This window comes from Microbacterium sp. Root61 (genome assembly GCF_001427525.1).
Lineage (GTDB): Bacteria > Actinomycetota > Actinomycetes > Actinomycetales > Microbacteriaceae > Microbacterium.
Genome location: NZ_LMGU01000001.1, coordinates 1,527,944 through 1,545,076 on the forward strand (window position 1 = coordinate 1,527,944; position 17,133 = coordinate 1,545,076).

The window sequence follows — 17,133 nt, forward strand, 5'->3', positions numbered from 1 at the left end:
TTTGTCCGACAAGAGTTCGTGTGGTTACACTGGCGCAATGGTCGAACTCGGGCGCACTGCGGCACCCGCGAATCCCGGCGCCGGCGAGATCTTTCAGATCCTGCGCGACGGCCAGGGCCGCACGAAAGCCGAACTCGCCACCCTCACCGGGCTGGCGCGTTCCACGGTGTCCAGCCGCGTCGATGTGCTCCTGAACGCCGGGCTCGTCCTTCCCGCAGGAGAGGCGGCATCGACCGGTGGGCGACCGCCCGCGCGGGTGGCCTTCAATCCGCTGGCCGGCATCGTGCTCGCCGTCGACCTCGGTGCCACGCACGCCACGATCGCCCTCGCCGACCTGGCCGGTCGCATCCTCACCTCGAGGACGCGACCGCTCGACATCGCCGACGGACCCGAGCCGGTCCTGGACTCGATGCTCGCTGAGGCGCAGGCGCTGCTCGTGGAGAGCGCGTTCGAGGTGCATCAGCTGGTCGGGGTCGGCATCGGGGTTCCCGGCCCGGTGGAGCACTCCACCGGCCGCCCCACGAATCCCCCGATCATGCCCGGCTGGGATCGCTTCGACGTGCCCGGCTATGTGCAGCAGACGCTGCCGGTCCCGGTACTGGTAGACAACGACGTGAACATCCTCGCCCTGGGCGAGCACGCGGTGAGCTGGCCCGGCGTCGAGGACCTCGTGTTCGTCAAGGTCGCGACCGGCATCGGCGCCGGCATCATCTCCGGCGGCACACTGCAGCGCGGCGCGCAGGGTTCTGCCGGCGACATGGGGCACGTGCAGGTGCCGTACAGCCACGACTCCCCCCGCCCTCCCGAAGACGAACGCGACTTGGAGGCCGTCGCGAGCGGCACTGCGATCGCCGCCGCCCTCCGCGCCCAGGGGCTCGATCCCGCCGGCAGTTCCGATGTCGTCGGGCTCGTGCGCGCCGGCAATCCGCTCGCCATCGCCGCGACCCGGCAGGCCGGCCGCGAGGTGGGTGAAGTCCTCTCGACGGTGGTGAACATGCTCAACCCGTCCATCATCGTGATCGGCGGCAGCATCGCCCGCGCCGGAGAGCATCTCCTCGCCGGCGTGCGCGAAGTCGTCTACCGCCGTTCGATCCCGCTCGCGACCCAGCATCTGGGCATCGTGCAGTCGCAGGCGGGCGAGACCGCCGGCGTCCTCGGCGCCGCGATCATGGTCACGCAGGTCGTACTGTCGCCGTCGAACGTCGACGCGCTCGCCTCACGCGTCTGAGGCAGCGTCCCACTCCACGAAGTCGAACTCCTGGAATCGCGCGACTTCCGGCACCCAACGCTCCGCCACGAACGCCACGTGCGTCGGGTGTGCGTCGTAAGCGGCGTAGGTCGCGGCATCCGCGAAGGACATCGCGAACTGGAAGTCGCCTTCGCTCTTCGTGCTCACCTGACGGCTCACCTCGAAGCGCTCGACACACGGAATCGAGGTGAGCGCCGCGCGCCCATCGGCGAGGAAGGAGAGCTCCGCCCGGCTGCCCGACGGGTGATGGAGCGAGAAGACGACGGTGTGCCTGATCATGCTCCGAGCATGCCATGCCGCGCGACCCCGGATGCCGCGACCTTCGCCGACCGGTATCACCCGCGTAACACGGGCGAGACATTGTTCGGGTTGACTGGTGTCATCGACGCACCGGCCAGCGGTGGTCGCACGAGGAAGGGGCAACGGATGAGATTCCGGCCGCTGCATCCCGCATCCACCCTCGAATCCGCCACGGTGGCGGTATCCGCCCCGCCGGCGATCATGCGCGCCGCCGTCATCGATGCGGCCGGCGGCCCCGCGGCCCTCCGCCTCGACACACTCCCGGTGCCCTCCCCCGTACTCAGCGAGCTTCTCGTGCGGGTGGTCGCCGCGGGCATCAATCCGATCGATGCCAAGACGCGCAGCGGAGCCGGCGCCTACGGCGCCATCCGCGACTTCCCCGCGGCGCTCGGCTTCGACTTCAGCGGCGTGGTCGTGAAGGCACCGTACGAGTCCCATCCCCTCCAGCCGGGCACTGCGGTGTTCGGCATGCTGCCGTTCCCGCGCACCGGCGGCAGCTACGCCGAATACGCGGTGGTGCCGTCGCTGTCTGTCGCCCGCAAGCCCGCGTCGCTCTCGCACGTCGAGGCGGCCGGAGTACCACTGGCCGCACTCACAGCCTGGGGGCTGGTGGTCGAGACCGCCCGCGCCCACGAGGGCCAGCGCATCCTGATCCATGCTGGCAGCGGCGGCGTCGGCCACTTCGCTGTGCAGATCGCCGCGTATTTCGGCGCCCACGTCACGGCGACCGGCTCGGGGGCGAACGCCGCGTGGCTGCGCGAGCTCGGCGCGACGGTCGTCGTGGATTACACGACGACGCGGTTCGAGGATGTCGTGGCCGACGTCGACGTCGTGATCGACCTGATCGGCAATGTGCACGACTCGACCGGCAGCCGGTCGTTGAGCGTGCTGCGACCGGGCGGGCTGTACGTGATCGTGCCGACGGGCTCGTGGCCGGGGTACGCCGAGGCCGCGGCGTCGGCAGGCGTGCGCGCCACGTCGTACAAGGTCATCCCCGATGCGGCCGTGCTCTCGACGATCGCGCGGCTCCTGGACTCCCCCGCCCTGCAGGTGTACGTCGACCGGGTGTTCGATCTGGCAGATGCCGCGGCGGCCCATGCTCAGCTGGAGCTCGGACACACCCGCGGCAAGATCGTATTGCGTGTCAGCGACGACTGAGACGCCTCACCCCAGGACGACCCGGCCCTCGGCGATGATCTCTGCCGCGACCGCATCCAGCAGCGGTGAGCGCAGGTTCCACTGCTGCCAGTACAGCGGCACGTCGATGGGATCGCCGCCGATGGCCACCAGTCTCCCGGCATCCAGCGCATCCTCCGACTGGAATCGCGGCAGCAGCGCCCACCCGAGGCCCGCTTTGACCGCGTGGGCGAAGTCGCTGGATGCCGGGACGTAATGGCGCGGTGGGCGCGCGGGATCGGCGCCGCGTGAGGTCAGCCAGAGTGTCTGCAAGTCGTCGCGGCGATCGAAGTCGATGACCGGAGCGGCCGCGAGAGATGCCGCGGTCACGCCCGCGGAGAACCAGTCGGCGACGAACTGCGGCGTCGCGACGGCTTCGTACCGCATCGCGCCCAGCACGCTCACCCGGCAGCCGGCCACCGGCGTCGCCCGGGACGTGACCGCGCCCATGACCGTGCCAGACTCGAGCAGCCCGGCGGTGAAGTCCTGATCGTCGCGGTGCAGTTCGAAGACGACGGGAAGAGTCGCACTCAGCCGGGCGAGCGGTGGCAGGAACCACGTGGCGAGCGAATCGGCGTTGACGGCGAGCGGCACGCTGACGCGCGCCACTCCGTCATCGTGTGCGACACCGAGTTCGTCCAGCGTGTCGTGCTCCAGGAGAGCCATCTGACGGGCGAGGCGCACGACGGCTTCACCCGCCGCGGTGGCACGCGCGGGCTTGGACCGCACCAGCACCACTCGTCCGAGGAGTTCCTCGAGCGATTTGAGCCGCTGGCTGACGGCTGACGGAGTGATGCGCAGGCGCATGGCCGCAGCATCCAACGTGCCCTCGTCGACGATCGCGGCGAGGGTCTCGGCCAACTCCAACGGAATGCGCATCATTAATCATGCTAATGGTCCGGAAGAATCTTTAGCTGGACCGTGCACGCAAGACCGCCTAGCGTCGACATGTGCTCACCCCCCTCCTCGCCGGCCTCGGCCTGGGATTCTCGCTCATCGTCGCGATCGGCGCGCAGAACCTCTTCGTGCTGCGGCAGGGCATCCGACGTGAGCACGTCGCGCTCGTCGCCGCCATCTGCGCCGTGTCGGACGCCATGCTCATCGCGCTGGGCGTATCGGGGATCGGGCTCGTGCTGCAGACCGTGCCGTGGCTCATCGAGGTCGTACGTTGGGCAGGCGCGCTGTTCCTTCTCGCGTACGCTGCCCTCGCGGCGCGGCGCGCCTGGCGGCCGAGCGCCGATGCCGTCGAGGTCGTGGTCGCCGACTCCCCTTCGGTCTCGTCGTCGCCGGTGACGACCGGCACCCGCGTCCTGCCGGTCGTGCTGACCTGTCTGGCGCTGACCTGGCTGAACCCGCACGTCTACCTCGACACGGTGTTCCTCCTGGGATCGGTCGCCAACACGCACGGCGATGGGCGGTGGCTGTTCGCCGCCGGAGCGATGGTCGCGAGCGTCGCATGGTTCTTCGGCCTGGCGTTCGGAGCCCGCCACCTCGGTCGCTGGCTCTCGACGCCGCGCGCCTGGCGCATCCTCGACGGCGCGATCGCGATCGTCATGGTCGCGATCGCCATCGGGCTGCTGCTCCCGCACTGAGCCGCTCAGGCCCCCTCGATCTGCTCCTTGCGGCGGGCCACCAACACGCGCACCGCTTCGTCGGGCAGCGGATGCTCCGGCTGGAACCGGATCGTCCCCTTCGCCACATCGAACCCGGGCAGCAGCTCGGCGGCGGCGGTGACCGCGTCCGGACTGAACGGATAGACCCCGATGTGCCCCTTCGCGCGCATGACCGACAGGAGCGGCTTGCCGCGGTACACGAGCGCCGGCATGCCGTAGCCGAGGCCCTGCTCGGCGTCCGGCACGATGTCGCGGGCGATGGCGTAGAGACGTTCCACCGCCCCGCGCGAGACGGGATCGAGGTCGGTCAGGTACTCGTCGACGGTGCCCATGCTGGCATCCTGCCAGGCTGATGCGTCGCTGCACAGCCGATCATGCGTCGAGAGCGATGTACTTCTCCTCCAGATACTCGAGGATTCCTTCCGAACTGCCCTCGCGTCCGAGTCCGCTCTGCTTGGAGCCGCCGAACGGCGCCGCGGGATCGCTCAGCACGCCGCGGTTCACGGCGACCATGCCCGTCTCCAAACGCAGCGCGACGCGAAGGGCTTCGCGTTCGGGGCCGAACACGTACCCGACGAGGCCGAACTCGGTGTCGTTGGCCATGCGGATCGCATCCTCGACATCGTCGTACGAGATCACCGCGGTGACCGGCCCGAAGATCTCCTGCCGGGTGATCGAGTCGCCGTGGCGCACCCCGTCGAGCAGGGTCGCGGCATAGAAGGCGCCATCCGGCATCCGTGCTCCTCCGACCACGACGCGCGCGCCCTCGGCGACCGCGACATCCACGAGGCTCGCCACCTTGTCCCGCTCGGCGAGGGAGACGAGTGCGCCGAGCGTGTTGTCCCGGTCCAGACCGGAGCCCGTGCGAACCGCGGAGAGTTCCGCCGCCATCCGATCCACGAACTCGTCGTGGAGGCTCGAGTGGACATAGAAGCGATTCGCCGCGGTGCAGGCCGAACCGCCGTTGCGCATCTTGGCGGCGAGTGCGGCCGGAATCGTATCGTCGAGATCAGCATCGGGAAGCACGATGACCGGGGCGTTGCCCCCCAGCTCCATGGAGGCGCTCACGATCGAATCGGCGCACTCCCGCAGAAGTACCCGACCTACCTCTGTCGACCCGGTGAAGGAGAGCTTGCGCACGGCGGGGTGCGCGATCATTCGGGCGACCGCGGGACCGGTGGGGACAGGGGTGACGAGATTGACGACACCGGTCGGCACTCCGGCGCGACGCAGCACATCGACCACGTACGCCGCCGTGAGCGGGGTCTCGCGGGCCGGCTTGAGGATCGTCGTGCAGCCCGCCGCGAGTGCCGGGGCGAGCTTTCGCGTGGCCATCGCCGCGGGGAAGTTCCACGGTGTGATCAGCAGCGCCACGCCCATCGGCTGACGGGCCACGACGATCCGCTTGTCGCCGGCCGGCGAGAGCCGGAAGTCGCCCGGGACCCGGACCGCTTCCTCTGCGAACCAGCGGAAGAACTCCGTTGCATAGCCCGCTTCCGCGATCGCGTCAGGCCACGACTTGCCGTTCTCTCTCACCATGATCTCGGCGAACAGTTCCTTCTCCGCCCGCAGGATCTCGAAGGCGGCCATGAGGATGTCCGCCCGCTCGCGCGGTGCCGTCTGAGACCAGCGGGGGAATGCCGCCTCCGCCGCGCGGACCGCGTCGTCGCAGTCGTTCTCGGTCGCGATCGCGAAGTCGGCGATGATCTCGCCGGTGGCGGGATCGATCACAGGGAACGTGCCACCCCCTCTGCCGTCGCGCCATTCGCCGTCGATGAAGAGCCGGGTGATCGGGGTGTCGGTGAGAAGCGTGGTCATGGGTGTTCCTGACGATCGGTGGCGGATGCGCGCAGCAAGGACCGATTACCGGCGATGGCGGCGTCGACGATCGATGCGATCATGACGCGATCCGCGTGAATGGGGGCGATCCCGATGAGGCGGGACGACTGAAGCGCCAGATCGACGATGCTGTCCCTGTCGGCCTGTCCGATACCGAGTTCGGCGAGTGAACGGGGCAGTCCGATCCGCGCGGTCAGGTCGTCGATCGCGTCCACCGTCGCTTGCGCGCGCTGGAGAACGCTGCCGTCTGCAGGAAGGCCCAGGGCGGCGCCGAGCCGTGCGAGCCGCTCGGGGACGGCGATAAGGCAGGCCTGGAGCACGAATGGGAGCAGCATGCCGGTGCCCAGCCCGTGCGGGGTGTGGGTGATCGCTCCGACCGGGTACTGGATCGCGTGGCTGAGGTGGGTCCCGGCGGCGCCGAATGCCATGCCGGCCAGCAGGCTTCCGCGTGACATCGCCGCACGCGCATCGCGGTCGTCAGGCGAGTGAACCGCGGTGGGCAGCGCGTGGAAGATCAAGGCGGCCGCCTCCAGCGAGAGCGATTCCGTCAGCTCGTTGCGGCCGATGAACACGGGCATGACGGCAGTGTGCGTCAGTTCGAGCTCGGCCGCGGTGTACGACTCGACGGCGTGCACGAGTGCATCGATTCCCGCGTACGTCGTGACGCCCACAGGAGCGCCGAGGGTGAGCGCCGGATCGACGATCGCCACCGAGGGGATGAGGTGCGGGCTGGAGATGCCGACCTTCATCGCGCGCGCAGGATCGGAGACGACGGCGACCGGGGTGACCTCGCTTCCCGTGCCCGCCGTGGTCGGCACGGCGATGAGGGGGGTGACCGGTCCGGGCACCGCGTTCTCCCCGTAGTACGTTTCGAGGGGTGGCGGGTAGGAGATGAGCAGCGCGACGAGCTTGGCCTGATCCAGCGCACTTCCACCTCCGTAGCCCACGACCACGTCGGGAGCGAAGGTGCGCGCTGCCTCCCCCGCGCGCAGCACGGCGGACACCGGCAGCTCCGGCGGAACGTCCGTGAGCACGAGGACTTCCGCCCCGGTCGCGCGCGTGGACTGCAGGATCCGGTCGAACTCCGGCGTCGTCGCGAGGAACGGGTCTGCCACGAAGACCACTCGCGATCCGTACCCGGCCGCGAGCTCAGCGACGGCCGCGCTGACCCCATAGCCATACCTCACATCACGCGGAAGCCGCAGGATGCCTGATGATGCGCTCATGCGCTCTGCTCCGCTCTGTCGGTCGAGATCCCCGGGCCCGCGTCGGCGAGTTCGCTCAGGGTGTCCCAAAGGTCTTCGAGGACGTCGATGCCCTGCGCCAGTGCGCGCGTGCGCGCGGTCTTGGATCGATCCCCCGGGACGGTCACCCGTCGTCCGTCCACGCCGCTCGCGCGCACCTGTTCGAGATACTCCGCAAGCACTGCGGAGGAGGCATCCTGCCCGAAGGCGTCGATGCTGATCACAGCGATGACATCGCCCTTCGTGACTTCGCTGGTGGTGTCCAACGTGCCTCGGACTGCCGGACCGAAGGGCGTACCGGTCAGCACGCCGACGATCGCACCCAGCGTGAGGCCGAGCGCATAGCCCTTCGCACCGCCGAACGGCGAAATGGAACCGAGGACCGCCGCGGCAGGATCCACGGTGGCACGGCCCTCGACGTCCACGGCCCATCCCGCCGGGAGCTCGAGTCCGCGCTCGGCGAAGTCGAGGATCTTGCCCGCTGAGACGGAGCCGGTCGACATGTCCAGCGTGACGCCGCCTCCCGCGGCGGGCACCGCCGCGCCGAGCGGGTTCGTGCCGAGGAGAGGACCCGCGCCGCCCCACGGATGCACGAGGCCCTCCGTGGAAGAGAGCACCAGGCCGATACAGCCGTGCTCGGCGAACCGCTCGACGAAGGGAGCAAGCATCCCCAGGTGGTGGGTGCGGTGCATAGCGGCGACCGCGACTCCGACCTCCGCCACCCGAGAGAGCAGCTCGTCGCCTGCGGCGTATGCGGTCACGGGTCCGAACCCGAGGTTGCCGTCGACCATGAGCGCGCCGCTCGCACCCCAGGTGAAGGTCGGCGTCGCATTCGGGTCCAGGAGTCCCGCTGTGATCCTGCCGACGAGTGTCGGCAGGCGCCGCAGCCCATGCGAAGGATGCCCTCGCAGCTCGGCTTCGACCAGATGCTCCGCTTGGATCCTCGCGTTCTGCTCGTCTGACCCGACGCCCATGAGCGCGGCTGTCGTGAGCTCGATGGCCGTGCCCGCTTCCACGCGTCGCACCTGTGTGCCCGGGGTCATGCGGCTCCTCTCGCTTGCCGTTTCGTCGGGTCATTGTGCTCACATCGGCTCCGGCAGCCGAAGCACCAGTCCCGGCATGCAGGACGCGAGGATGCCATCCGGGTCAGCCCCGAGGCACGATATGCGGGCGATAATGTTCCACAGACCGGGGGAAAGGAACGCCATGGACACCGAACGCAAGAAGGACGGCGAATCCTCGCTCTCACGCGGGTTGAGCCTCCTGGAGCTGTTCTCTCCAGAGGAGAACGAGATGTCGATCAGTGAGATGGCGCGCCGCGTCGGAATGCCCAAGTCGACCACCCATCGCCTCGTCGTTGACCTGCTGCGCTGGGGCGCACTGGAGAAGAGCCGGGGCGGAGTCCGCCTCGGCGTGCGGCTGTTCGAACTCGGGCACCTCGTCCCCGATCACAGCCGCCTGCGGGAGTTGGCGATCCCGTTCGCCCATTCGCTGAACGAGATCACGAACCTCACCTCCAATCTCGCCGTCCGCGAGGGCAGCGAGATCATCTACATCGAGAAGATCAACAGTCGTGATCTCAAGGTCCCGCATTCGCGCATCGGCGGGCGTCTGCCCATGCACTGCACTGCCCTCGGCAAGGCGATCCTCGCGTACAGCAGTGCGCAGTTCGTCAGTTCGATCCTCGAGGGCGAACTGGCGCAGGTGACACCGAAGACGATCACGTCGCCGGACGCGCTACGACGGGAGATCGCCGGCGTTCGCCAGTCTCGGGTGGCGTACGACTTCGAGGAGTCGCAGTTGGGTCTCTTCTGCGTCGGGGCGCCTATCTTCGCGCGCAGCGGTCGCGTCGTCGGAGCGCTGTCGGTAACCGGTGCGACGTCGCGCAGCCAGGCCCGCAGCTTCGCGGGGGTTGTCCTCGCCTCCTCTCACGCCCTGTCGCACGCGCTCGGCGCCCCCAGCAGCGCCTTCGCCGCAGCCTGACCGCAGAGCGGGACGCGTCGCCCTACCCGTCCATGCGGGAGCGACGATGGGTGAATGAGTATCCTCACCATCCGCTCCGTGACCCTCCGCAAGCTCCGCTGGCGAACACAGGGGCGCACACAGGACAGATCCGGGTTCTACCCGGTCGCGTGGGATGACGGCATCGCGACGCAGACCGGCTACGTGCTGGAACTCGCGACGGACGCCGGCATCACGGGCGAGTACACCTGGACGACGGGGGTCAACGGACACGCCGCGCAGCAGATCGAGTCCGTCGCCGGCTGGCTCGTCGGCCAGGATGCCTTCCAGCGCGAACGCATCTGGGCGGACCTGCATCGCGCGTGGCGCAAGTATGACCGGCTCGGCATCGGGCCGATCGACTGCGCACTGTGGGACATCGCCGGGAAGGCCTACGAAGCATCCCTCTCCCAAATGCTGGGAGGCTACCGCGAACGCCTGCCCGCCTATGCCTCGACGCTCTTCGGCGACGACGAGGGTGCCGGCCCGCTGGGCACCCCTGAGGCGTTCGCGGACTTCGCACGGGAGTGCGTGGATCTCGGGTACCGCGCCGTCAAGATCCACGGTTGGAACAACGGCGACATCGAGCGCGAGATCCGCAATGTCCGGGGCGTGCGTACGGCCGTCGGGCCGGACATCGCCCTCATGCTCGATCCCTCCGGAGCGTATGAGACGTTCGGCGATGTGCTCTCCGTGGGCCGCGCCCTCGACGAGGAGCAGTTCTACTGGTACGAGGATCCGGGCAAGGAGGGCGGAACCTCCGCGTTCGCGTACAAGAAGCTGCGCGAGCTCATCCGCACCCCATTGCTGCAGGGCGAGCACGTACGCGGACTGCAGGCGCACGCCGACCAGGTCCTCGCGGGAGGCACCGATTTCATGCGGGCGGACGCGGGTCTGGACGGCGGCGTCACGGGCGTCCTCAAGATCGCCCACCTGGCCGAGGCGCTCGGAATCGACGTCGAGCTGCACGGGCCGAGCCCGGTGCACCGCCACATCATGTCGGCGCTGCGCAACAGCAACTTCTACGAGATGGGACTGGTCGCGCCGAGCCTGCGGCAGATCTCCTTCGGCGGTTTCGCGGACTACTCCGACGATCTGGCCGAGGTCGATGCGAACGGCACTGTGGGCATCCCACGGGGGCACGGCCTGGCAACGCCGCTGGACCAGGAGTGGATCGCCGCGCATCAGATCGACGAGCTGGTCTTCGACTGACGCGATTGACCGCGCCGACTCAGGTCGGCGCGGTCACCGGTCCCGCGTTCGCGGCCAGGGCGAACCTGCTTCGGCAGGGTGCCGCTCGTTCAGCTCGGCCTCGTCCACCTCTACGCCGAGTCCCGGAGCATCGCTCAGTCGCGCGCGGCCGTCCTCCACGATTACGCCGCCCGAGATCGCTCCCGCGCGGAACGGGTTGACCGGGGTCGGATCCGCCTCGAAGAACCATGCGCCACCGGCGGCACCGGACATGGCGTGAAGGGTCGCCGCGTGGTTCAGACCCGTATGCGAGATGTGCGGTGCGAAGCGGATGCCGGATGCCTCGGCGAGCACGGCGATCCGGAGCAGCTCGGTGATGCCGCCTGCGCGGCTCGCATCCGGTTGCACGATGTCCAGTGCCCCCCGGTGGATCCACTCCGCGAAACGGTCGGCACCCGCGAGGTTCTCCCCCGCGGCGATCGGGACGAGTCCTCGTGTCCGCAAAGCTGTGAAGGCGTCGATGCGGTGGGGGTTGTACGGCTCCTCGAGCCAGGTCACCCCGATCTCGCTGAGGCCGGGAGCCAGCGTGCCTGCGTCATAGGCGAGACCCAGGTTGGCGTCCGTCATGATCTGAAAATCGGCGCCGAATGCCTCGCGGGTTGCGCGCACCCGAGCGAGGTCGCGTTCGAGGGTGTCGCCCAGTCGCACCTTGGCCGCGCCATAGCCCCGGCCGACGAGTCGACGCAGCTCCTCCACCAGAACCTCCGGTTCGGAGAAGCCCAGGGTGAAGCCGCCGGCGTAGGCGGGGAACTCTCGGCGGGTTCCCCGCAGCAGGCGCCACACGGGCTCGCCGACGGATTTGCCGTGCGCATCCCACATCGCGATGTCGATACCGCTCAAGGCGAGCTCGAAGCCGCCGGCCATCCCCGCGCCGATCAGAAAGCGCGCGCGGGTCTCCTCCCGCACGGCGAGGTTCTCATCGACGCCGCGGCCGAGGACGACGTCCTGCATCGTCGTGTTGACAATCTCAGCGACGGCCGTGCCGGCATGGCCGTGGAAGGCCTCTCCATAGCCGACGGAGCCGTCCGCGCACTCGACCCGTACCAGCACGAAGTCGCGGCGCAGGGCACTTCCCAGCCCCAGCGCCCGGGGTCGTTCGTCGAATCGCCAGGTATGGACCTGCGCGCTCAGGGCGACGATCTCGGTGGGCATAGCACTCCTTCAATCGGTGAGGGACTCAGACGACGCGGCCGACCGGATGAGCCCGGATCGCCTCTTCGTCGATCTCGCAGCCCCATCCGGGGCCGTCGGGCAGCAGCATGTGGCCATCGACGACCGTGGGGGGAGTCACGACGTCGTCGCGCCATGGCACCCCGTCGACGTCGTACTCGAGGATGCTGAAGTTCGGGATGGTCGCCGCGAAATGCGCGCTCATGTACGTGAGCAGGTGGCTTGCGAAGTTGTGGGGCGCGACATTCAAGTCGTACGTGGCGGCAAGATCGGCGATCCGGAGTGCTTCCGGCATTCCGTTCCAGGAGACATCGACGACAGGCACGTCGATCGCGCCCCGATCGAAGAACTGGCGGTAGTGCCGGGCGCCCGACAGCGCCTCTCCGGAAGCGATCCGCACCTGACCGTTGCCCCGTGCCGCGACGAGTGCTTCCGGCTCGAGGCTGTCCGACTCCAGCCAGCCCAAGGGCGTATCGGCCAGACGTCGGGCTAGTCGTCCGATCGCTTCGCCTTTCACGCAGAAGACGGTGTCGAGCAAGATCTCCACGTCGGGACCGGCGCCCTCGTGGAAGGCGTCGATCAGGTCGACCGTGCCCTCCATCGTGCGACGGGACAACTCCAGCGAGGTCTCGCCCGCACCGCTCCACAGCGGCAGATAGAGCGTCGCCGCACCGCCCTCGAACAGGATGACGTTGGTCTTCAGCGATCGGAATCCGCGGTCGCGCACCTCACGCCCGAGATCGACGATCTCGTCCAGCGACGTGATGGGCGGGTGCTCACCGGCCTGGGACATCCGTACCCGCCCCAGTCCGCAGTGCGACCAGTACAGCGGAAGGCGATCGCGAAGGATCCCGCCGAGCAGGGCGGCGACAGGCACGCCCGCGGCGCGCGCCCGGACATCCAGGCTCGCGTTGAGGATGGCGCCCGCCGCTCGGCGGTTCAGGAAGGACTCGGCCTCGTGCGTCGCGGAGTGCATCACCGCCTCCAGCCGTCGCGTGTTGGTCGGGTCGAGCCCGACGACGAGCGGAGCGAGCCGTTCGATGATCTGTCCCACACCTCGCGCGGAGTAGCCTCCGTCGGTGAACTCCGCCCACCCGGTCACGCCCTCGTCGGTCTCGAGTTTGAGGTACGACCAGATGCGGGTGCCCGCCGCGCAGTGCAGCGTCTCGAATCGCGAGATCTTCATGGCGCTCAGCCTGCGGCGGGGACGAAGTGCACGTGGTCCGCGCGTACCCCGACCGTGACCTGGTCGCCGGCGACGAGCGTTCCATCGGCGGGGATCTCGGCCCGGATGACGCCGACCGGCACGCGAAGCGAGACGTCGATGTGCCGTCCGAGGAAGGCCACCCGTTCGACGGTCGCAGTCCACGTATTCTCCAGCATCGTGGCGGCGTGGCCGACCACGACATTCTCGGAGCGGAAGACCGCCGTCACGTCCGTGATTGCGCCCACATACGGCTCGGTCGATCGCACGGTGAACTCGCCCTGCACTGCACTCAGCCCATCCGCAGCCGCGGTCGCCCGCACGAGGTTGGCGCGGCCGATGAAGTTGGCGGCGAACTCCGTTGCGGGACGACGGTAGATCTCGCGCGGGGCGTCCAGCTGCTCGATCACGCCCTCCCTCATCAGCGCTACACGATCCGACATCGACATCGCCTCGGTCTGGTCGTGCGTGACGTAAACGCTGGTGATGCCCACGGTGCGCTGGAGTTCCAAAAGCTCGAAGCGCATCTGCTCGCGCAGGCCCGCGTCGAGGTTGGAGAGCGGCTCGTCGAACAGCAGCAGCTTCGGGCGGGTGACGATCGCGCGGGCCAGCGCGACGCGCTGCTGCTGACCTCCGGATAGCTCTGTGCCGTAGCGCTTGGCGAACTTCGAGAGACCGACGAGGGTGAGGACCTCGTCGACGCGAGCGGCGACGTCCTTCTTGGCCAGCCCACGGAGCCCATAGCCCACGTTCTTCTCCACGGTCATGTGCGGCCACACCGCGTAGGACTGGAACACCATGTTGATCCCGCGCTTCTCGGGCGGGAGCTGCCGATCCACCGAAGCGATGACCTCCCCGTCGAGCGTGATGGTTCCACCGGACGGCGACTCGAGGCCGGCGATGCAGCGCAGGGTCGTCGTCTTGCCGCAGCCCGAGGGCCCGAGCAGAGTGAGGAATTCTCCCGGCTTGATCGTGAAGTCGATGCCCTTGACCGCTTCGGTCTCGCCGTACTTGATGCGCAGGCCCGAAACGACGAGGGATGCGCCGGTCGTCGATGCCGACGCCGTCTCGGTGTCCTGCGGTCGCGCGTGGGTGATGTTGCTCACGTGATGCTTCTTTCGGTCGGGAGCGCTGGAGTCCAGCAGCCTAGAGGTTCGAGGAATCGAGTTTCGCGCGCAGCACGAGTCGGGCGAACAGGATGCCGATGGCCATGACGATGGTCAGCAGGAGCCCGACCACGGCCGCATTGCGGACCGAGCCCTGCTCGACGTAGTTCCACGCGAGGACGGCCAGCGGTCGTGACTTCGGTCCGGACAGGATGACGGCTTCGTTCACCTCGCGGGTCGCGAACACGAACAGCAGCGTCCATGCGGATAGGAGCGCCGGCTTCAGCAGCGGGAAGGTCACCGTCATGATCGTGCGCAGCTTGCCAGCACCATTCATCCGGGCCGCTTCCTCGAGCGACTTGTCGACTTGGATCAGACCCGCACTCGCGAACCTCGCCGCTTGCGGGATGTAGGCGCCGATGAGCGCGATCATCACCAGGATGACCGTCGCATAGATCGGCGAGCGCACGTACATCCACATGATCCCGGTCGCGAACACGATGCCGGGAACGGCGATCGGGAAGGTTCCGAGGTAGTCGACGATCGCGCCCATGCGTCCGCGCTCGCGCACGACGACGTAGGCGACCACGAGCCCGATGACCACGGTGATCGTGGGTACGAGCACACCCAGCCACAGGGTGTTGCCAAAGGCCGTCAGCACGTCGGGCGCGCGAAACACCTGGATGATGCCGTCGAACGAGAACGTCATCCGCCGGAAGTCGGTGATCGCGAACGGGGTGAGCGACATGAGGATCAGGACGATGTAGGGAAGGACGGCCGCCAACAGCACGTAGAGCCCGAAGGCGGCTGCCGCGAGGTAGCGCCCGGCACGCATCTTGACGAGACGAGGCCGCGTGCCGCGTGCGCTCACCGTGACGAACCGGTTCGCGTTGCGCACCGACCGGCGGTAGAGGTAGACACCACCGAGGGTGAACCAGAAGAGCAGCGTGCCGAGCGCCGCGCCGACGGGCGGTTGCGCGGGGAAGACCGTCACCGCGCGATACACCTCGACAGCGAGCGGCGAGAAGCTCGTGTTCAGTCCCAACACACCGGGGATCACGAACACGCCGGTTGCGAGCACGGCGACGAAGAAGAAGGACGCCACGAGCGCCGGGCGCATGATCGGCAGCGTGACCTTCAAGGCCGTCGCGAATGCGCCGTGCCCGTTCATGTAGGACGCCTCTTCGAGGGAGGGATCCATGTTCTTCAGTGCCGACGAAATGAAGAGGTACGCGTACGGGATGTAGAAGAGCAGCATCACGAAGATGACGCCGGGCAGGCTCATGATGTTCACGAAAGTCGCGTCGGTACCCAGCATCCAGCGGAGGTTGACGTTGATCATGCCGGAGTTCGGCGCGGCCAGCATCATCCATGCGAGAGCGCCCACGAAGGGCGAGAGGAACAGGGGCAGGATCAGCCCGAACTCCCACAGCTTGCGCAGGGGCACGTTGACGCGGGTGAGGAACCAGGCCGCGAGTCCGCCGAACAGGACGGAGAGCCCCGCGACGCTGACGGCCATGAGGAGGGTTCCGATGAGCGAGGCGTAGTACTCGCCACTGAGGTAGACGCGGTAGATCGCGTCGAGGGAGAAGCTGTTGTCGGGAAGGCCGGGCGCCTTGCTCTGGAACGCCCCGAAGAACACCATCGCCACGGGGCCGGCCACCAGGCCGAGCAGCAGGATGAAGACGGCGATGCCGAGGGACGAGGGGCGGCGCCACAGCGCGCGGCGGCCGGCGCCCGGCGGCACCGCGACCGAAGTGGTCGCGGTGCCGCCGGTCTCGCCGACGACGGGTTCGGCTTGATCGAGAATCGTCATCCGGAGTATCCGAATACTTCGTTCCACTGCGAGAGGAAGTCGCCGTCAGCGGAGGATGCCTTCAAGAACTCCTCGTCGTCGATGAAATCGAACCAGACATTGTCGATCTCGGGCCCCTTGTACCAGTCGAAGCTCAGCAGCTCGCGGTCATCGGAGACTTCGCTGTTGGCCGGAACCGTTTGGGTGATCGTGGTGTAACTCGCGTTGGCCTCCGGTGTGGTGGCCCATTCCATGAACAACCGCGCGGCGTTCGGGTGCGGCGCATCCTCGACGACTCCGACGGCGAAGTAGCCGCCGGTGGTGTCCTTCGGATACACGAACTCCAGCGGGGCCCCCTGCAGCGCCTGCGGCGCGGCGAGGCTGTCGGTCAGCGCCACCGCGATCGCGTACTCACCGGCGATCAGGTTCTGCACGAGCGTCGCCGAGCTGTAGAACAGCGGGTCGTTGTCGGCGATGGCCTGCAGTGCATCCCAGCCGTACTCGTCGGCGGCGTCGCCTTCGGCGAAGCGGTAGTAGAACGCTGCAGCCTGCTGCGACGATTGCGGCATGTTGACACCGACGCGACCCTTGAACACCGGGTCCCCGGCCGCCTTGATCGGGTCCTTGCGGATCTCCTTGATCTCGGCGTCCGTGAGCAGCGAGGGGTTGTAGGCGACGGTCTGGAAATAGCCGTTCTGCACGGGATAGAAGAATCCGGGACCCGACTGGTCGGCCGGGTACAGATCGGCATTCTCCGGTGTGTACTCCGCGATCCACCCGGAATCGACGGCTGACTGCATCGAGACCCGGTCGGCGATGCTGAAGATGTCCGCCTGGTGCTGGTCGGCCGACATCTCCTGGGCGAACCGCTGGTTGAGCTCGCTGCCGGGCAGCCGGAGGATGTTCACCGTGATGCCGTACTCCTCGCTGAACCCCTGTGTCCAGGCCTGCAGGGAGGTCTCGTTGGCGTCACCGTAGAACGTGAGCTCCCCTTCCTCCTTCGCGGCGGCGACGAGCGCGGCCATGTCGCCGTCCGGTGCTGCTTCCGACGAGGATGGCTCCGCAGGGGTGGATGAGCACCCGGCCAACGCCACAAGAACGGATGCGGCCAGCGTGGCGACCGCGATCCTCTGGATGTTCTTCACAAATAGCTCCCTTGCCATCTCTTGATGCTGAACGATTCGG

At 68.2% G+C, this 17,133-nt stretch carries 16 protein-coding genes; 5 read left to right on the forward strand and 11 right to left on the reverse strand.

The features are described from left to right. Nucleotides 1-37 precede the first annotated feature (37 nt). Nucleotides 38-1,228: an ROK family transcriptional regulator gene (locus ASD65_RS07430; protein WP_056220578.1), complete on the forward strand. Its 1,191-nt coding sequence runs from the start codon at nt 38-40 to the stop codon at nt 1,226-1,228. Here the strand turns inward: ASD65_RS07430 and ASD65_RS07435 are convergent. Beyond that, nucleotides 1,217-1,528 carry a Dabb family protein gene (locus tag ASD65_RS07435; RefSeq protein ID WP_056220581.1) on the reverse strand — a complete coding sequence of 104 codons (312 nt, stop codon included), beginning with the start codon at nt 1,526-1,528 and terminating at the stop codon, nt 1,217-1,219. The genes ASD65_RS07430 and ASD65_RS07435 overlap by 12 nt on opposite strands. 147 nt (nt 1,529-1,675) lie before the next feature. On the opposite strand from ASD65_RS07435, the gene ASD65_RS07440 reads away from it, so the two are divergent. Then, a complete protein-coding gene (locus tag ASD65_RS07440; RefSeq protein WP_056220582.1) occupies nt 1,676-2,707 on the forward strand; it encodes an NADP-dependent oxidoreductase in 1,032 nt (343 codons plus the stop codon). 6 nt (nt 2,708-2,713) lie between these two features. Here the strand turns inward: ASD65_RS07440 and ASD65_RS07445 are convergent, their stop codons facing one another. Next, nucleotides 2,714-3,607, reverse strand: coding sequence for a LysR family transcriptional regulator ArgP (locus tag ASD65_RS07445; RefSeq protein ID WP_056220585.1), 894 nt, complete (start codon nt 3,605-3,607; stop codon nt 2,714-2,716). A 68-nt stretch (nt 3,608-3,675) separates the two neighbouring features. On the opposite strand from ASD65_RS07445, the gene ASD65_RS07450 reads away from it, so the two are divergent. After that, on the forward strand, nt 3,676-4,317 hold the full coding sequence (locus tag ASD65_RS07450; RefSeq protein WP_056220587.1) for a LysE/ArgO family amino acid transporter: 642 nt from the start codon (nt 3,676-3,678) through the stop codon (nt 4,315-4,317). A gap of 5 nt (nt 4,318-4,322) precedes the next feature. Here ASD65_RS07450 and ASD65_RS07455 read toward each other — a convergent pair whose 3' ends face one another. From ASD65_RS07455 to ASD65_RS07470, 4 genes are read right to left on the reverse strand one after another with little or no spacing between them, the layout of a single operon-like run. Next, a complete protein-coding gene (locus ASD65_RS07455) occupies nt 4,323-4,670 on the reverse strand; it encodes an iron chaperone (RefSeq protein WP_056220590.1) in 348 nt (115 codons plus the stop codon). Between the two features lie 40 nt (nt 4,671-4,710). Beyond that, entirely contained in the window at nt 4,711-6,156 is a 1,446-nt protein-coding gene (locus ASD65_RS07460; RefSeq protein WP_056220593.1) for an NAD-dependent succinate-semialdehyde dehydrogenase, read from the reverse strand. Beyond that, nucleotides 6,153-7,403: an iron-containing alcohol dehydrogenase gene (locus ASD65_RS07465; protein ID WP_082561617.1), complete on the reverse strand. Its 1,251-nt coding sequence runs from the start codon at nt 7,401-7,403 to the stop codon at nt 6,153-6,155. The genes ASD65_RS07460 and ASD65_RS07465 overlap by 4 nt, the downstream gene beginning before the upstream one ends. Beyond that, complete coding sequence (locus ASD65_RS07470) at nt 7,400-8,464, reverse strand: Ldh family oxidoreductase (RefSeq protein ID WP_056220597.1); 1,065 nt, start codon at nt 8,462-8,464, stop codon at nt 7,400-7,402. Before ASD65_RS07470 ends, ASD65_RS07465 begins: the two co-directional genes overlap by 4 nt. A 163-nt stretch (nt 8,465-8,627) precedes the next feature. Here ASD65_RS07470 and ASD65_RS07475 point away from each other — a divergent pair, with 163 nt between their 5' ends. Together ASD65_RS07475 and ASD65_RS07480 are read left to right on the forward strand one after the other, a co-directional pair. Then, nucleotides 8,628-9,404: an IclR family transcriptional regulator gene (locus tag ASD65_RS07475; protein ID WP_056220600.1), complete on the forward strand. Its 777-nt coding sequence runs from the start codon at nt 8,628-8,630 to the stop codon at nt 9,402-9,404. A 54-nt stretch (nt 9,405-9,458) separates the two neighbouring features. Then, on the forward strand, nt 9,459-10,634 hold the full coding sequence (locus ASD65_RS07480) for an enolase C-terminal domain-like protein (RefSeq protein ID WP_056220603.1): 1,176 nt from the start codon (nt 9,459-9,461) through the stop codon (nt 10,632-10,634). 33 nt (nt 10,635-10,667) lie between these two features. Here the strand turns inward: ASD65_RS07480 and ASD65_RS07485 are convergent, their stop codons facing one another. Genes ASD65_RS07485 through ASD65_RS07505 form a run of 5 tightly spaced genes read right to left on the reverse strand, consistent with a single transcriptional unit; the run spans nt 10,668 to nt 17,093 of the window. Then, a complete protein-coding gene (locus ASD65_RS07485; protein WP_056220605.1) occupies nt 10,668-11,825 on the reverse strand; it encodes a mandelate racemase/muconate lactonizing enzyme family protein in 1,158 nt (385 codons plus the stop codon). 25 nt (nt 11,826-11,850) lie between these two features. Next, nucleotides 11,851-13,029, reverse strand: coding sequence for a mandelate racemase/muconate lactonizing enzyme family protein (locus ASD65_RS07490; RefSeq protein WP_056220610.1), 1,179 nt, complete (start codon nt 13,027-13,029; stop codon nt 11,851-11,853). Between the two features lie 5 nt (nt 13,030-13,034). After that, nucleotides 13,035-14,153: an ABC transporter ATP-binding protein gene (locus tag ASD65_RS07495; RefSeq protein WP_056220612.1), complete on the reverse strand. Its 1,119-nt coding sequence runs from the start codon at nt 14,151-14,153 to the stop codon at nt 13,035-13,037. Nucleotides 14,154-14,193: 40 nt separating this feature from the next. Next, on the reverse strand, nt 14,194-15,969 hold the full coding sequence (locus tag ASD65_RS07500; protein ID WP_056220615.1) for an ABC transporter permease: 1,776 nt from the start codon (nt 15,967-15,969) through the stop codon (nt 14,194-14,196). Next, the gene (locus tag ASD65_RS07505) at nt 15,966-17,093 is read right to left on the reverse strand and encodes an ABC transporter substrate-binding protein (RefSeq protein ID WP_162248470.1); all 1,128 of its coding nucleotides are present in this window, start codon (nt 17,091-17,093) and stop codon (nt 15,966-15,968) included. Before ASD65_RS07505 ends, ASD65_RS07500 begins: the two co-directional genes overlap by 4 nt. Nucleotides 17,094-17,133 lie beyond the last annotated feature (40 nt).